Raw genomic sequence first — 18,020 nt, 5'->3', positions numbered from 1 at the left:
AAAAAAACGGGCGTTGTTGGGTTTGTCGACGAGGCGAGGGGTGGGATCTTTATCAAGATCCCCTACGAAACTCTCGGATGCAGGATCTTTAGCAAGATCCACTACGAGAACCGCGGATGAATGATCCGACGTCGGGCGACTGTGTTTGCCCCCAACTGAAACCGCGATAGACTAGATGCAACCGTTCTCGTCCCCCAACCCAAGATTGAATTGGATTTAACGCAATGAGCCGCGCTTTATTGGTGATTGACGTTCAAAAAGAGTATTTTGATGGCGCGCTGCCGGTGACGTATCCAGTCGGCCATCTCGATCAAATCTTGCGGGTGATGGACGAGGCGAAACAGGCGGGTGTGCCGACCGCCGTGATTCGGCATCACCAACCCGACCCCGATTCGCCGATCTTCCGGCTCAACTCCGACGCGTGGCAATTACACCCCGAGGTCGAAAAACGCCATCGCGATGTGTTGATCGACAAACAATTGCCCGGCTCGTTTACCAATACGAATCTGGCCGAGTGGCTGAAGAAAGTCGATGCCGACACGGTCGCCATCGCGGGCTATATGACGCAAATGTGTTGTGACACCACGGCCCGCCAAGCATTTCATCGCGGTTACAAAGTCGAGTTCCTGCGTGATGCGACGGGAACGCTGGACGTAGAAAACGAAGCGGGCTCGGTGACCGCCAAGCAGCTGCAAGATTCGATCCTGGTGTCCCAGCAGATGTTCATCAGCGAAGTGATCGCGACGGACGCTTGGCTAGACCGAGTCCGGTAAAGCCTGTGTCGATGCGAACTCGGCGGAAAGGAGGTAGCCACTTCGAGGCTGTGGGCGTAATAACACACCCCCGGCACACCATCGCTTCCGTCCGGCTTGCCCGGGCGGGGCGGGCAACTGCAAGCTACCAAGGCAACCTCCCAACCCCATTGGATCTCCGTCGGTCTTGTCCTGGCGGGATCGACAGATCGAGTCGTGTGACCGCCGGGACAAGCCCGAAACGGAGTACGGCTGTCTTATGCTTTCGCTCGGTAGCCATCATGTGTTTCCTCTGCCGAGACAAGCTCGACTGAAGGATGCTGATACTCGTGCTGAACAAAGCCCGGGAAGGGCGTCGGGATCTTTGGCAAGATCCACTACGGGGCGGAGTGTTGATGGGACTTTGGTACGAGATGCGACCGGAAGACCTCGACGCGGGATCTTTAGCAAGATCCACTACGAGGATGGGGTGTGACGGCTTACGTTAGTAGATCGTGTACGACGTGGCCGTGCACATCGGTGAGTCGGAAATCGCGGCCTTGGAAACGGTACGTTAGCTGCTCGTGATCGAAACCAAGCAAATGCAGGATTGTTGCTTGTAAGTCATGGACGTGCACCGGATTTTCGGCAACCGAAAAACCGAGTTCGTCGGATTGACCGTAATCGAATCCGCCTTTGACACCGGCCCCGGCCATCCACATCGTGAACGCGTCGGGGTAATGGTCACGGCCAAGCACCTTGCTGCCAGCCGTTCGGCCTTCGCGGAACGGAGTGCGACCGAACTCGCCTCCCCACACGATTAACGTGTCTTCGAACAATCCACGCTGCTTCAAATCTTTGATCAACGCGGCGATCGGCTTGTCCATCGTCGCACATTTCTTGGTCAATCCATCGGTGATTCCCGTATCAGCCCCGGTGCCGTGGAAATCCCAGCCCCAATCAAACAACTGGACAAAGCGGACGCCCGACTCGACCAATCGTCGTGCCAGCAAACAATTGTTCGCCAGACTCGAATCCCCTGGCTTCGCTCCGTATGCCTCCAGCGTCTTCTGGCTTTCTTGCGAGATATCCATGACTTCGGGAACCGCAGTCTGCATGCGAAAGGCAAGCTCGTACTGCGAGATACGTGTCAAGGTTTCGGGGTGCCCCATCTCCGCCGCTTGCAGTTCATTCAAATCCTGAAGCGCATCGAGCGTTTTGCGACGCATCGAGCGATCCATCCCATTGGGGTCCGATGCATAGAGCACCGGGTCACCCTTGGATCGGCACTGAACGCCTTGGTAAACCGAGGGTAGAAACCCGCTTCCGAACGATGCTTTGCCGCCATTGGGCTGAACTCCGCTGGAGATCAACACCACAAAGCCTGGCAGATTTTCGTTCTCACTGCCCAGCCCATACGTCACCCACGATCCCATCGACGGGCGGCCCGAGCGTGGCGAACCGGTGTAGACCAACAATTCCGCCGGAGCATGATTGAATTGGTCGGTGTACATCGAATGGACCATACACAGATCATCCGCAACGCCGTGAAAATGAGGAATCGCATCGGACATCCACGTGCCATGCTTGCCGACTTGAGACCAAGTCCGCGGTGACCCCATTAATTTGGGTGTGCCGCTGGTAAAGGCAAATTCACGTCCCGCTAAAAACTCGGCCGGACAATCTTGGTCGGTATGTTGGGCCAAGCTGGGCTTGTAATCAAACATGTCCAAATTCGGTGGCGAACCGGTCATGTGCAAATAGATCACCCGCTTTGCTTTGGCAGGAAAATGGGGTTGCCGCAGCGCCAAAGGATCGGCAGCGGGCTTTCCCGCAGCAACGCCAGCGGACTTTGCATCGCCCATCAACGATGCCAGCGCGATCCCGCCTAGGCCCGCGGCGGATTGCTGAAGGAAGTGACGACGTGTTTGAATCTGCAGTTGTTTGAGTCTGGGGTGCATCGTTCTTCCTATCGTTTCATCAACAATTCGTCGAGGTTTAGCATTACATTTCCGACCACGGTCCAGGCCGCCAGTTCCACCATGTCGGCTCCCTCGGGCAGATCGCCGATCGGGTCCGTTGCCATTTGCTTGGCCGCATCGACGTCGGTGGAAAACGCGGCACTCGCCTCTTCGACAAGCTGAGTGATTCGCTTGATCTCAAGCGGCTTGGGATTACGAATCAATGTGGTATGAAAGAGGAATCGAATACGATCTTCGGTCGTTTCTGCGGCGGCCACCGTACGGCGCGCAAGCGACTGAGCGGCTTCGATATAGACCGGATCGTTCAGCGTCACGAGCGCCTGCAGTGGCGTGTTCGTGCGAATTCGACGAACGGTGCAAACATCGCGGTCCGGTGCATCAAACTGGGACATCGATGGATAGGGACTCGATCGCCGCCACGATGTATAGATCCCGGCGCGATAACGGTCATCGCCTTCGCTGGTTTTCCAATCCGTGTTACCTCCAAACGCAGCTCGTAGCCCCAATTCAGGCTGCGGCGGATTGACTGGCGGACCGCCCATTTTGTCACTCAACAACCCGGCGACGAACAGAGCTTGATCACGCACCATTTCGGCCGAAATGCGGAAGCGAGGGCCACGAGCGAGCATGCGGTTCATCGGATCGTTTTCTTGCTGCTGCACACTCGTCACCGAACTTTGCCGATAAGTGGATGACATCACCAGCAATTTGAGAAACGCTTTGATATCCCAACCATTTTGCTGCAGCTCGGTCGCCAACCAATCCAACAATTCGGGATGGGATGGCAACTCGCCTTGCGAACCAAACTCTTCGCTCGATTCGACGATTCCGATCCCAAAAATTTGTTCCCAATGACGGTTGGCGATCACCCGTGCCGTCAACGGATTGTCCTCGTCGACCAACCAATGAGCCAGGTCCAAACGATCGGGCGACTCGCTGTTTCGCAGCGGGTGAAACACGGCGGGCGTCCCCTCGCTTACCTCGTTACCAAGACTTGTGTAACTTCCTCGTAGTTGGACATGCGTTTTGCGTCGCTGGTTCTCGGGAAGCTGTTGCATGATCGGTGTGGTGGTCGCCGGTTTCATCTGACTTAATTGAGTTTCCAACTTCGCATGCTGTTTGCGAATCGGATCAAGCGAAGGTGCGATGCTGCGATAGTAGGCGGCAAGTTCTGCCTGCTCATTCGCAGAATACGATCGTGCCGGGTCCGCTAACAACGCTTGTATCTTCGGCGGCAGTGCGGCCCAATTAGCAACGCCTTCATCAAACGTCATCGCGACGCGAAACTGATTCAGTAGGTGTTTGGCATGGACCGATTGCTGATCCAAAGTCAGCGTCAACGTTCCATTGCCAAGTTTCAGTGGCCGGTCGAGCACGAGGGTCAATTCATGCGCCGCACCGATTCCGCCTGCGATCGCCCATCCTTTTTTATCATCGATTTTGTCGGCCAGGATGCTGGCGGCCGTAAATTTCGGTTGTTCAAAATCGGCAAATGCCGACGCAAAACGAAGCGAGATTTTCCCAGATGGACTCAAGTCCAAACTTGGCGTCGGTAACGCCTCGGGCGACTGCTGCCAAATCACATTGCGATCTTGATCGAGTAACTGCAGCGTATATCCCGCCAAACGGCCCGCGATGCCACCGCCGCCATCCGTACGATTCCACAACCCAATACGATCGACGGGGTGCGGAGCGTCCAAATCCACTTCCAACCAGGGATTGTCTTCGATTTGGGTATGAGTGACCGAACGATCTTGAAAATTGCCACTCGTGTTGCCATCAATCGCGAACTCGGCGGGCCCGTTAAAGCCGGTGGAACTTTGTGTCACGGTGCCTGAAAGTGCAACGTTTTGGTCACCACTGAACACTTGCAACTCGGCAATATGCAAAATCCGCTGCTTGCCGGGAAGTTCCAAGCGAACGAACCTTGCCTTGATCGGCGCAATGTCGTTGGGCGTCCAGGTAGCCGAGACTTTGGAAAGCACAAAGTTCTCGGCTTGTTCTTTGCCGACCTCCAGTTTCAAACCCACCAGCGACGGTGAGGTGGTGGGTTCCGCGTTGGATTGGCCCGAGTTGGATTGCTTCGCGTCAGCCAACTGCGAATCAGCCAGCTGCGAATCGATGATCGGAAATTGCAGTGTATACGTATCACGGTCTGCTTTTTCGCCGTTCGCGGTAATCCAGCCATTGTCATCCGAGGCCAGTTGGCGATCGTGAGCAACGAACTCGCTTGGCACCAGCGGTGACCACTCGGGTTGCTCGCGAATCGACGCGATCCACTCGGCTTGTTGTTTTTCAAGTTCCGGTGTGGATTGATTCAATTGCGATGCGAGCAGAGCGATTTCAGTGCGTAAGGCTTGTTTTCGCTCGAGTTGTTCCTCGAACCAAACTTCGTGCAGAGGACTTTCGTCGCGGAGATCACGGTCAGCGGACTGGTTAAAGAAGGCAAAGAATTTGAAATACTCATCATGCGTGATCGGGTCATATTTGTGGGTATGACATTGAGCACACGCCATGGTCGTTCCCATCCATACCGCCATGGTCGTGTTGACACGATCCACCACCGCGACGTTACGGAACTCTTCGTCATTGGTGCCACCTTCGCTGTTCGTCATTGTGTTTCGATGAAACGCGGTGGCGATCAATTGTTCGTCGGTCGGATTTTCGAGCAAATCACCGGCGATCTGTTCAATCGTAAACTGGTCAAATGGCTTGTTATTGTTCAGCGAATCGATGACATAATCGCGATACGCCCAAATCGTTCGTAGCGGATCATCGGCGTAGCCCGCCGAGTCGGCATAGCGAGCTAAATCGAGCCACACGCGAGCCCAACGAGTACCAAACGCGGGTTTGGCCAGCTGTTGATCGACGTACTTTTCATATGCGTTTGCGTCCGAGTCATTCACAAACGCCTGAGCTTCTTGCCAAGTAGGCGGCACTCCGGTCAAATCGATCGCCAATCGGCGAGCCAGCGTCAAGCGATCCGCCTCGGGAGACGGTTTCATTTGGTTGGCTTCGAGCTTGGATAGCACAAATGCATCGATCGGATTCCGCCCCCATTCGGTTTGCTCGATTTGGGGCAGGGCAGGGCGGGTCGGTTTTTCATAAGACCAATGCTTGGCGTAGCTGCCGCCTTGTTTAATCCAACGGCGTATCAGATCGATCTCATCCTCGGACAACCGCTTGCCTTTCCCCTCCGGGGGCATCCGCATGTCATCGTCGTCCGTGGTCAATCGCTCGATCAACTCGCTGTCGTCTGGTTCGCCTGGTTTGACGGCGACATAGCCACCGAGATCTTCACGTGAACCGGCCTCTGTATCGAGTCTCAGCCCAGCAGCCCGCTGGTCTTCATCCGGCCCATGACAGGCGACACAACGTCCAAATAAGATCGAACGAATGTCGCGATTGAAGTCGACTGGCTTGTCGGCGGAACAGACCCCCGCGGCAAAAACACCGCAGGCGATTGACACGAGATAGCGGAAACATGAAGGCATCGATTTACGGAACACCTAAAAGGAAAAATTGGCAGGGGGTCACAATGGAGCAATCGCTGAGAATCGGCTCGAGAGTCCTCAAGACGCGTGGGCGTACAGGACGAAACGGGGAGGGTGGGGAAGGATTCGCGTTACAAGCAACGAACTGGGCTCGCGGCAACGAACTGGGCTCGCGGCAAGTCGAACGCCCGCTTCATTTTAGCAAGAATCGGACTTCACCCCCTACCAGAAATCGCGGTTTACCACGTTTGCAGAAGAAATCTGCCTATTTCCTTACAAACGCACCTCCCCCCAAGCGGCGGTTCGCGACCGTACTAGAAAGTGAAACCGAAACAACCGTCAAAAACCGCAAGAAGGGAAAGAATTGGGTGATGTTTCAGAGCAATGCTGCATCAAATGACGCGTCCTTTTCGCCCAGTGCTAAGCCAAACCTAAGCTTTTCACATACGATGTGACGGCGGCAGATTGCTCCTTTGCCACTGTTACTGCCCCCCCTTTAATTCCCGGTCTGGAAGAAGCGCTCCCGATGCAGGATCCCCTTGAACAAATCGAATCGAACGTGCGTGGTTACGCGCGTTTGTTCCCAGCGGTGTTTCATAAAGCCGTTGGGTCCACCATTACCGACACGGAGGGAAACGATTTCATCGATTTTTTCTGTGGTGCGGGGTCTCTGAATTACGGGCACAACAACCGGCAAGCCAAAGCGGCACTGCTCAGGTACATCCAAGCCGACGGGATCCAGCATTCGCTCGATACCGTGACCGCCGCCAAAGTGGACTTTCTCGAAGCGTTTGAGCGAATCATTCTGAAACCTCGTGGGCTCGATTATCGCGTTCAATTCACCGGTCCCACCGGAACCAACGCGGTCGAAGCTGCAGTCAAACTTGCGCGCAAGCAGACGCAGCGTTCGCATGTCGTTGCGTTCACCAATGCCTATCACGGGCATTCGCTCGGCGCATTGGCATTAACGGGCAACCAATTCTACCACAGCCAATTTTATGGCTCGCACAACAACGTCACGCATTTGCCGTTTGATGGCTACATGGGTGATTACGATACGTCGCTGCTGCTAGAAAAAATGCTTGACGATCCGAGTAGCGGACTGCCGAAACCGGCGGCCGTGATCCTCGAAACGATCCAAGGCGAAGGGGGGGTGAATGTCTCAAGCGCCACTTGGCTGCAGCGAGTCGCATCGCTTTGCCAGCAGCACGGCATCCATTTGATCGTCGACGACATTCAGGTCGGAAACGGCCGCAGCGGAAAGTTTTTCAGTTTCGAACACGCTGGCGTTACTCCCGACATCGTCTGTGTTTCAAAATCGATTGGCAGCGGGATGCCGATGTCGATCGTATTGATCCGTCCCGAAATCGACGTCTGGAAACCAGGGGAACATACCGGCACGTTCCGCGGCAACAACTTGGCATTTGTCTCGGCACGAGCGGTGCTCGAGTACTGGAACGACCCGAGCTTTGAACAGCAAATCGAAGATCGCAGCCAAATCATACAAAAACAACTGCGAGCCATTTGTGCCAAACATTCCGATCACTCGCTGAGCGTCCGAGGCCGTGGATTGATCTGGGGGCTGGACATGCATTGTGGCGATCTTGCGAGCCAGACGATTCGGAACGCATTTAATGCCGGATTGTTGATCGAAGGAGCCGGAGCGTCTGACGAGGTGCTGAAGGTGATGCCCGCACTGACGATCGAAACATCATTGCTACAAGAGGGACTACAAATCCTCGAGTCGGCAGTCGATGCCGCCATCAACAGTGCCGCGTCTCGTCGCTCCCAAACTCACACCACAGTAAAACAGAACGTTTGTTAGACGACGAGCCATTCTGAATCACAAACGTTGATCCCCGTACGTCCCCATGCTTGAATCATCCAATCAAACGATCGAAGCACTGATTGCGTTCCCTGAGTTATGGGCCCGTCAACTTCAGCACACCCCTAACCACGTGGCGGTTGTCTCCGAAGACGGTCAGTGGACATATCGGGATCTCGAACACCAATCCAATGCGATTGCCAACACGTTGATCTCGGTTGGCATTCAACATGGCAGCCGTGTGGGATTGTGTGTGGATCGGTCTCCCGAAGCGATCGCCGCGATGCTGGGCATCATGAAACTCGGTGGCGTGTTTGTCCCGCTGGATCCCGATTACCCTGTCGACCGCCTTCGCTATATGGTCGAGGATGCTGCGATCACCACGATTGTGGGACATCGCTGTTACTTCGATTCGATTGGCAGTCCGCTGATCCATCCCGATCCCGCAAACCCAAACAGCCACTCCAAAATCAATTGGGTTGATTGCGTCCCTCACGACGCGGCGACGAGCGTGTCGACGCCGCAGCCCACCGCCACCATCGCCCCAAGTGATCTGGCGTATATCATGTACACGTCGGGATCGACCGGCAAACCCAAAGGGGTTCAGATCCAGCACGCGGCATTGGCGACCTATTGTTTCGCCGACATCGATGTCTTTCGTTTGAGCGAAACCGATCGCACGCTGCAATTTTCCACACTCTGTTTTGACATTGCGATCGAAGAGATTTTCCCGCCGCTATTGTCGGGCAGTTGCGTTGTCCTTCGTCCGCGAGGCCGGGCGAATCATCGCAACGAACTGTCGACGCTGATCCAGCGTTTTGAAATCACGGCGGTTCATATTGCTGCCGCGTATTGGCATCAATGGGTCGATTTGATGGTCGCGTCGAAAGAACGCGTCCCTGAATCGCTGCGATTGATCATTCCGACGGGCGAAAAAGTATCGGTCGAACACTATCGCCGTTGGCAATCGCTGTGCGACCACGACGTTTTATTTTGTAACGCCTACGGCCCCACCGAAGCGACGGTCACGTCGACGGTCTATATTCCCGATGATTCGTTTGATGCGGCGAATATGCCGATTGGTAAACCGCTTAAGCGATACACCGCTCATATCTTGGATGATGATTTTAAGCCGGTCGCCGAGGGCGAAACAGGACATCTGTTTATCGGCGGTCCCGCGCTGGCGCTGGGCTATTTGAACCGTCCCGAATTAACCGCTGCTGTCTTTTTGAACGTCGAGATCGACGGCGAGTCGCTGCGTCTGTACCGCACCGGTGATCTGGCGCGGTGGTTGCCCGACGGCAACATCGACTTTGCTGGCCGCGTCGATCACCAAATCAAATTGGGATCGTACCGCATTGAACCCGGCGAAATCGAAGCCGCGATCGACCAAGCCCCTGGCGTGCTCGGGTCGTTGGTCAGTTTCGATGAAGTGGACGGCAAGAAATTCCTGGTCGCCTATGTCGCGCACGGCAAGCAAGATGTATCGGTAAACGCGATCGCTACGTACTTACGCAGCGTGTTGCCGGCGTACATGATTCCCGCTCGCTTTGTTTTCCTGGAATCTTTTCCGCACACGATCAACGGCAAAATCGATCGTCGGGCGTTGCCGCCGGCAAGTGAAGGGGTCGTCGCTCGTGATGAAAACTACGTCCCGCCTCGGGATGACCTTGAAAAACGATTGGTCGAACTTTGGCAGGAAGTTTTGAACGTGCCGGAGATCGGAATTCATGACGATTTCTTTTTGCTCGGCGGCAGCTCGCTGTTGGTCACGCAAGTGGTTGCTCGTTTGACCAGCGACATGGATATCGATTTGCCCGTTCGTGATTTTTTTGCCAATCCGACAATCGCTACCTCGGCAAGACATCTGCGTGAATTGCTGGGTGAAACGATCACGTCGCCATTGGACGACGACATTCGGGCGTTACGTGATCGCTTGCCCGACGTCCACGCATCATTCTTTTCCAGCGACGGGCAATCTCTGTACGGGGTTCATTATCGCCCGCGTGGAAACTCGCTCGAGCGAGGTGTGGTGATTTGTCATTCGATCGGTCACGAATATGCACGCGGCTATCGCAATGTACAACAACTGGCCGTCCAATTGTGTAGCGTTGGATTTGATGTGCTGCGGTTTGATTACGCCAACACCGGCAATTCCGATGGGGAGTGTGCCGAGTTAACGGCCCAGCAGATGCAACGAAATCTGATCGACGCGCGTGACTACTTAATCGAACAAAGCGGTGCAAAACAGATTGCGGCAATCGGACTGCGACTTGGGGGCACCGTTGCCGCTTCGCTGCCCGACGGCAGCTTTGACCACGTCGTGTTGTGGGACCCGATCGTTGATGTCAGCGAGTTCCTTAGGACGATGGACCAATGGCACCGCCGTCAACTGACCGAACTGCGGCGTTTCAGCACGATCCGCGTCGCCAGCGAGATCGACCAAAGCTACGGGCATGCGATGTCGCCAGAAAAGCGACAAAGTTTGGCGTCACTTCAAATACCGACAAACGGCAAAAACGTCTCGGTGGTGGTCAGTGAGCAGAGTTTGACGTCGCCGGACGAACAAAGCTGGTTGGCCTCGCAAGCCAACGTGAATCATGTCACGGATGTCATTCGCTGGGACGCACAAAGATACACCGAAAGTGCGTTTTCGTCGCCAGAAACCATGAAAACAATTCTCGGGCTGTTGCAGCGAGCACAGCACGACGACGTAGCCTCCACCTCGCGTCAACTCTCGACACCCCAGACAAAGCCAGCACAAGCGAAGCCGACAACAAGCGAATCCGCAGACTCAAAAAACGCCATCGTGTTTGGGCGCTACGAACACTTGCTTGGCGTTTGGCAAGCACCGACCGCGACACAGCAATCCGACACCGCCGCGATCCTGGTCACCCCAGGGATGCTGCATCACGTCGGTCCATTTCGCATGTACGTGGACGTTGCCAACGACTTGGCGCGTCGCGGCATCGCGTCACTACGCTTTGACATTTCCGGTATCGGCGAAAGCTTCGGAGTGGGCGTGGGAGGTCGATCGATTGACCGTGCCGCTGACGAAATCAGCCAAGCAATCGACTGGATTTTTGAAAACACCAAGATGCAAAAGATCGTGCTATTTGGCTTGTGCAGCGGTGCCGACGATTCGCTGCATGCCGCGGTTCGCGATGATCGCGTCACCGCCGTGGTGCCGATGGATGGCTGTGGATACCGAACCGCCGCGTACTACTGGCACCGATTCCGAGGCCATCATTTGCACCGATTACTGCGACCGAGGAAGTGGTGGGAAGTTGCGCAGCGATTGCTCGGCCAAAGCAGCACGGCACCACGATCGCTGCAACAAGGAGACGATATCCGCGAGTTTCCGTCGCGAGAAACTGCGGTCGCGGAATTAAGTAAACTCGCGGATCGCAAGACGCGGATGCACTTTGTCTACACCGGCGGCGTGGGAATGTATTATAGTTATGCCCAACAGTTCTACGACATGTTCCCTGAACTAAGAGGACGCGACGAAGTTTCGATGTGCTTTCATCCTGCGATGGATCATGTTGCGTATTTGTGCGAAGACCGAGCGGCGCTCGTCGAGCACATTGGATCTCAGATTGGCGAGATCGCAACGCATCGGAATCCGTAGTGCAGCATCAGCGGTGCAGGTCGTAGCGAATCGCTTGTTCTGACCACGAGAATCCCACCATGTTTCGACGTCAATTTCTCTGCGGCATCTCCACCGCCGCCGCTTTGTCCCCTTCACTAAGCTTGGCCAGCGAGTCGCGTTTACGGATCGAGTCGATCACGCCGCAAACATTGCGACGTAACCGCGACGGTCAATCAGAAACATGGTTTCACCCACGTGCTTGCATGGTACCCCGCCGCGATGGCGGCTCTTTTGCACTGATGACCATGCAGTGGATCCGTGGCTCGGACTATTTTGGTCCTGTTCACTGGACGCGATCGGATGACCATGGCAAGACTTGGTCCGATCCAGAACCAATTGATGCGTTGGGGCGAGTCCCAGTGCCGGAGCATGACGGTTTAATGGCAGGCGTTTGCGATGTCGTTCCCGAATACCATGAAATGACCAACACGGTCTTGGCGATGGGACATGTCGTCTTTTATCGCGGCGAAAAATTCTCAAGTCGCGAACAGCTTTCACGCTACCCGGTATACACGGTCCGTCGCGACGATGGGACATGGTCCGAGCGAAAGATTCTGCAATGGGATGATCCACGCGGGTCGTTCATCTACACCAACAATTGTGGTCAACGCGCCGTCAATGCGGATGGCGACATTATTATGTCGTTGACGTTTGGTGCCACGAACAAAAGCCGAAGTGTCGCGGGCGTTCGATGCACATTTGACGGAGAACAATTAAAGATCGTCGACGTGGGACCTGCGTTAACGCTTAGCGCCGGACGCGGACTATTGGAACCGTCAGTCACCCGCTGGAACGATCGCTACTACATCACGATCCGTGCCGAAGACGGGCACGGTTACGTGGCCTCGAGTCGCGATGGTTTGAACTATGGCGAAAAACGAGCGTGGTGCTGGGACGATGGAACGTCGATCGCAATGTCAACCACTCAGCAGCATTGGGTTAATCATCCGCAAGGTTTGTTTTTGGTATACACCCGCCAAGACAAGTCGAACAAGAATGTGATGCGTTGGCGTGCTCCGCTGTGGATCGCACAGGTCGATCCTGACCGCCTCTGTTTGCTACGAGATACCGAACGTGTGGTCTTGCCCATCGTCGGCGATGGTATCAATCACCCTGAGGAAGTGGCATTGATGGGTAATTTCCATGTCACCAACGCTGGCCCCGATGAAACCTGGGTCACGGTAGGCGAGTGGATGCCCAAACGATCCGCCCGCGGCGACCTGAGGATGGCACGCATCAAGTGGGCGGAGTGAAAAAAACGGAAAGTGAGGAGTGAGGAGAACGGTGAGAAGGGGAGCCAGCGAAGATGACTCCGCGGGCAGAGAACACCGCTCAGGTAGCGGCGTTTAGCGAACCTTGCTTAAGGAACCTTGCTTAGCGAACCTTGCTTAGTGAACCTTGCTTAGCGAACCTTGCATTGGAACCGAATGGTGACGCTTTCGCCGACCTTCAATTCGTCCGTCAACTTCCACTGCAACATCAACGATTCGGCTTCGTTCCGTTTAGTCGAGAATTCAGCTCCTCCGCTACACGTTTGACTCTCTGCCACATATTCCAAGCGTGTGGTCAAGTTGTCGGTCAATGTGACATGATTGACGGCCGAGTCGCCTACGTTTTCCACTCGGATGGCGAACGAGACCACTTCGCCGGGCTGCGCGTGTTGGCGATCCGCAAACTTGCCAATCTGTAGTCGACCGGCATCGGGAAAGTCGTAGACTCGCATCTCTTCGACTCGCAAATCGCGAGTCAATGTCGGTGGCTTCAGATCTTCGATTGCCACTTCGATCGATTCTTCCACACTCCACGACACCGCCGCACTTGCAGCTTCCTGTAGCCGTGCGAGTTGGTTTTCTTGCAATTGCCCCAAATCCAACACCGACAAACCGGCCAATGCCGCCAATACGTCTTCGGCCATCTCGGGCTGCAGCACGTTTTCGATACGTACGCCACGATTGCGGTCTCGCATCGCGTCGATACGTCGGGCGACGTCGGCGTGGGCAAGGGCTTGTGTATCGTTGATCACCAACCCAGGCAAATCTTCTTGAATCCGATTGAGTCCAACGTCGTGCTTGACGCCGGCAACCCCGATCACACGTCCCCCCGAAGCGGCACCGGTGATTTTTCGCACCGAAGCAAACCGCGGTGCGTAAACGCAAACCCGGTTACTTGCCTTGACCTCGGTATCGCCGGCTTCGGTCATGTAGTGAACGACGGTATCTTCGGCGTCCAGACCGGCCAGTGTATTGTTGCGGCGAACGGCAACATCTTGATGATGATCACCTCCGTCGCATAAGAATTCGTTTGGATCGACGCCGTGCGCATTCCAGCCGCCGCCAGCATAGGTGGCGTAGCCTTGCGGGCCACTTTGGCATGCGTTTGAATCCCCAGCAGCACATCCACCGCAACCACATGCCGCAGCGTTTGGTGCGTGAGTTTGGTGCCGTTGCCAAGCGACTTGCTGGACCGCAGGATTCACCTGCGTTTGTGGCGAATGCATCGCTGCAGGGTGAGGCATGGGCATCGGTTGTGCGGCATTGGCCGGAGTATTCTGCGGAGCCTTTTGCGAGGCATACCCCGGCTGCGTTGGCATTTGTTTGGATTGCGGCAACTGACATCCCGTCAGCGCAAATCCTGCCAATAGCGTTGCGACCAGCATCACCAAACTAACGCGTTGGCGGCCGTGATCATGATTCAGTTCGTTCATCAGAGCGTCGTCTTTTAGGGCCCGCTTCATTGCTGTGATCCCTGCTCGGGTTGATAAATCGGTGTCCAATCTGGGTAGCCAAAGAAGAACTGAGGCATCAAGGCGGCCGCCCCTGGAGGGGCCACTGAACCGATGCGAACGATCGCGACGGGGCGTCCCATTCGATCGGCGACTTCCAGTGCGTCTTGGTGCTCCGATAGCTCGATGGCTCGTGATGTCTGCGGTGTTTCGGCAAGCGGGAACGCGGTCGCCGGATCTTCTAGATAGATCACACGAGTGACCAAACGGCCTTCGAGTGCCGCTTCGAGATCATCGTGGTCCAAGTTGATCGGAATTGGATAAGTCGTCGCCAATCCAGGTGGCGGGTAAATGCGATCAATCAATTCAACGGTGGGATACAACTCGGCTCCTTCGGCACCGGGAATACCGGTGATCCGAAAACGATAAACGCCTCCGATCAACAATCCCACTTGCAGCGACGGGTCTTCGGCACCGAAGAACTCGCTGCCCTGAGGCATCGAAAACCCGACCCCTTTGGGCCCCGAGAATGCGACAGGTTGAAAGTAGTTTTGGACGGGGCCGCGGCCAGCCAGCCGTGCTTGTCCAATCACTCCGGCGGGCATGTCGCCGCGAAGGATGTGGTGACGATCGCCGCTGCCGAGATAGTCGCTTGGATCCGCTGCACTTGTCGTATTGCTGATCAAACCATTGACCGACCAGATTGCCAACGCGAGAATCGTGGTTGACACCGCAACGTTGGTTCGAGAGCGAATTTGGCGAGTCATCATGAGGAACCGGAACGGATCGCGTTTAGGAGAAAATGACAGTGAGTGTCGCCTTTCGCATCGCGAGACAGCAAATTTGCTCGCCAGGGGAAAGGCAACACTCGACCCGAAGGTCGAGCGTTGGTTGCCCGAATCAAAACCAAGTTAATGGCTTTGATTTCAATTCACTTCTTGGCTGGCGTGTTCGTACAGCGGTCGTCCGTTAGGAACACCGGGGTGGATGTTCTGCTCGGTGATGTTGATACGGCTGACCGGGTTGGGGTAGCTGTATCCAGGTTGCATACGCACACCGATTTTGACTTTGTCCACAGGTTGTGGCATGTGCATCGGGGTGTGGTTACGCATCACGTGCTTCTTCAATCCCGCAGGGCTTCCCAATGGAATATGCGGTGGTCCAGGCAACCCGATCGGTGTGCCGGAGATTGGCATTCCGTATTGAGGAGCGTTGACACCGGCGATCATTCCGGGCAATCCCATTGGCATTGACGCACCGCCCCCGGCAGGTCCCCCGCAGCCTTCGGTCATGGCCGAAGCAAACGGTGCAGGCAAACCTGCGATCGGAGGTCCCATCATTCCGCCCATCACTCCGCCACTTCCACCGGCTCCCATCATTTCGATGTCTTTGTCACCTAGGCGAATGATTGCAAGGATCGAACCCCGACGATCCGCTTCCACGATGGGATCGATTCCTGGATCAAGCCGAGTGCTGACCAGGGTATCGATGCCTGCCAGTGCAGGACCTTGGAAATCGGGATCGGGTAGGTAGATCACTTTGGTAACGAAGTTGCCAGTCAAGACTTGGTCAAAATCTTCCGCAGTGAACTGGATTGGTACCGAGTTGTGTGCCAAGTAAGCTCCGGTTCGTGGGTTGGCATAGGCCAGTTCCACGGTTGGGTACAGCTCGACGCCTTCACGTGATGGAATGTTGGTCAGTTTCAACCGGTACAATCCTCCTTGAGGAAAGTTTTGGCGAGCCGGAACGACAAGCGGATCGCTGTCGAACATGCCGCCACCGGAGGCATCGTAGCGAACCTGCATCCCTTCGGGTTGGCTCATAGTAACCTGGACAGTCGATGGCACGCCTGGCATCATCGGCATCATCGATGCCACGCCGCCGCCTTGCGGGTTTGCTCCAGCGGACGCGCCGCCATTGCAATCGGCACAGGCCGCTCCGCTTCGCATGCTAGCGAGTTGGAAGTTAGCTTGGCCGCCCATTGCGGGTCCCAGTGGAGCACTTCGCATGACATCGGGGCCAGCTTGACCAATCGCGCCTTCTGGCATTGGTCCGCCGCCCATCATTCCTGCAGCGCCCATCGGACCTGGGCCCATTCCACCGGCTCCCATCATTCCTGCCGCTCCCATCATGGGCATTCCCCCGCCCATTCCAGCAGCCATTGGCATCGGTCCCATGACTCCGGGACCGGGTCCGCCAACACCTGGACCCGGTTCGAGCATACGCTGTTCGGGCGGCAAGTTGTGGCGAACCGGCACGCACCCGGTGGCGAGGACCGCCGTGGCCGCCAGCAGCGACATATGAGTGACGATTCGTTTCATCTTTCCCCTCGTTCCTTGGGAGATGTGCACTCGGCATGCGGTCTCGCGAAGTTACGAAACCAGCGACCTAAACACATCCAATAAATGTTTTGTAAGTGTGAACGATCTGGGTGGACGCGTGACCGGGAATCCAACTACGATCCGTTCGGCATTCGGCCAGACCTTCTTCGTAGTTGGTCATCGGCACGCGGAGGGTGTTATCTTTGGAAAAATCGACATAACCGGACTATGAAGATTGACCGCTACAACCGTTTGATCAGCGATAGCAAATCCGCAAAGGGTTTCACTGCGTGTTTCACACGCCGTCGTGGTGGTTCGAAATGGATCGTGTTGTTGTGTCTCTGTGTGGTTTTCCTCACGTTTTCCGCACTCGATTGGCAAATCACCGTTGCCGACACGCCTCACAGCGAAACCGAAGCGGCCCCCGACCCAAGTGACCAAGCCGCAGTCTTGGAAAATGAGGAAGCAGCAAAAAAACTTTTGCGGCGAGTTATCTTTCAGCTCGCCAGCGGCCCTGCTTTTGAATCCAAAGTACGTCAACGCGTCTGGACCACCGGTCGCGAAGTCGTCGGCGTCGGAACCTACGAACAGTCAGGCCACACCACCGGCCAGTTCAATTTTCAGATGACGATGCACGATGGCGAAGGCAAACATACGCTGCAGCAAATGAGCGATGGACGATTGGCCTGGACTCGAAGCGAGGTGGCGGGCGAGATTTCGCTGCGGCGCGTCGATGTGGCCCGACTCGATGAATGGTCGGCCGCGTCCCTACGTGAAAATGCGTTGCCGTTACGAGTGCGGGTTGGCGGTTGGATCGAATTGCTCGAACAAATCCAACCGGAGCATCAATTGCAAATCGCCAGCGGTAGGTTGCAGGGACAACCGGTCTGGGTTGTCACCGCCACGCTGCCCGAGAGCAAACAAAATGAGGTCATGCAAACCTCGGGACGCGAGGAATGGCCCACGCTGTACCCCGTCAAAGTCAGTGTGGTGATTTCCAAAGTTGGCAACAAAGAATCGGGCTTTGGAAAATTCATGCCGCTAAGGATCGAACACTGGAGCCGAGCGATGGACGAGCCCGCGGAGTCCGAGGCCGAAGAAGTCGCTCAAGCCGAGCGTCTTATTTCGCTGGTCGAACTCTATTCGATCCGCCAGATTGCGCCGCCGCCGATCGAGCGATTCCGCTTCGAAAACCGCGATGCCGAAGTCAATTTCACCAACGAGACCGATCGTTATCTGAAGCGATTCGGGGTCAGCGTGGCCGAGCTCGCACCGATCAAACACTATCGGTAG

General features: G+C 55.7%; 10 protein-coding genes. 5 read left to right on the top strand and 5 right to left on the bottom strand.

Going from position 1 to position 18,020, the window contains the following annotated elements; genetic code table 11:
* Positions 1-224: 224 nt before the first annotated feature.
* Positions 225-773, top strand: coding sequence for a cysteine hydrolase family protein (locus ABD971_RS15655; protein ID WP_339936939.1), 549 nt, complete (start codon positions 225-227; stop codon positions 771-773).
* Positions 774-1,231: 458 nt separating this feature from the next.
* Here the strand turns inward: ABD971_RS15655 and ABD971_RS15650 are convergent, their stop codons facing one another.
* Together ABD971_RS15650 and ABD971_RS15645 are read right to left on the bottom strand one after the other, a co-directional pair.
* Entirely contained in the window at positions 1,232-2,692 is a 1,461-nt protein-coding gene (locus ABD971_RS15650; RefSeq protein WP_345323557.1) for a DUF1501 domain-containing protein, read from the bottom strand.
* An 8-nt stretch (positions 2,693-2,700) separates the two neighbouring features.
* The gene (locus tag ABD971_RS15645) at positions 2,701-6,183 is read right to left on the bottom strand and encodes a DUF1553 domain-containing protein (protein WP_345323555.1); all 3,483 of its coding nucleotides are present in this window, start codon (positions 6,181-6,183) and stop codon (positions 2,701-2,703) included.
* Positions 6,184-6,733: 550 nt separating this feature from the next.
* On the opposite strand from ABD971_RS15645, the gene ectB reads away from it, so the two are divergent.
* The 3 genes from ectB to ABD971_RS15630 are packed head-to-tail and all read left to right on the top strand — an operon-like array spanning position 6,734 to position 12,937.
* On the top strand, positions 6,734-8,032 hold the full coding sequence (gene ectB, locus ABD971_RS15640; protein ID WP_345323553.1) for a diaminobutyrate--2-oxoglutarate transaminase: 1,299 nt from the start codon (positions 6,734-6,736) through the stop codon (positions 8,030-8,032).
* 46 nt (positions 8,033-8,078) lie between these two features.
* Positions 8,079-11,663 (top strand): amino acid adenylation domain-containing protein, encoded by a 3,585-nt coding sequence (locus tag ABD971_RS15635; protein ID WP_345323551.1) that lies wholly within the window; start codon positions 8,079-8,081, stop codon positions 11,661-11,663.
* Positions 11,664-11,722: 59 nt separating this feature from the next.
* Positions 11,723-12,937 (top strand): exo-alpha-sialidase, encoded by a 1,215-nt coding sequence (locus ABD971_RS15630; RefSeq protein ID WP_345323549.1) that lies wholly within the window; start codon positions 11,723-11,725, stop codon positions 12,935-12,937.
* Positions 12,938-13,086: 149 nt separating this feature from the next.
* Here the strand turns inward: ABD971_RS15630 and ABD971_RS15625 are convergent, their stop codons facing one another.
* From ABD971_RS15625 to ABD971_RS15615, 3 genes are all read right to left on the bottom strand, one after another.
* On the bottom strand, positions 13,087-14,388 hold the full coding sequence (locus tag ABD971_RS15625; protein ID WP_345323547.1) for a DUF11 domain-containing protein: 1,302 nt from the start codon (positions 14,386-14,388) through the stop codon (positions 13,087-13,089).
* Positions 14,389-14,414: 26 nt separating this feature from the next.
* The gene (locus ABD971_RS15620; protein WP_345323545.1) at positions 14,415-15,137 is read right to left on the bottom strand and encodes a hypothetical protein; all 723 of its coding nucleotides are present in this window, start codon (positions 15,135-15,137) and stop codon (positions 14,415-14,417) included.
* A gap of 195 nt (positions 15,138-15,332) precedes the next feature.
* A complete protein-coding gene (locus ABD971_RS15615; protein WP_339936925.1) occupies positions 15,333-16,727 on the bottom strand; it encodes a hypothetical protein in 1,395 nt (464 codons plus the stop codon).
* A gap of 228 nt (positions 16,728-16,955) precedes the next feature.
* Between ABD971_RS15615 and ABD971_RS15610 the strand changes: the two genes are divergently transcribed.
* Positions 16,956-18,020: a hypothetical protein gene (locus ABD971_RS15610; RefSeq protein ID WP_345323543.1), complete on the top strand. Its 1,065-nt coding sequence runs from the start codon at positions 16,956-16,958 to the stop codon at positions 18,018-18,020.

This window comes from Novipirellula rosea, from assembly GCF_039541335.1.
Classification (GTDB): domain Bacteria; phylum Planctomycetota; class Planctomycetia; order Pirellulales; family Pirellulaceae; genus Novipirellula; species Novipirellula rosea.
The sequence above is the reverse complement of the archived record's forward strand: the minus strand, read 5'-3'. Positions and strand labels throughout refer to the sequence as shown.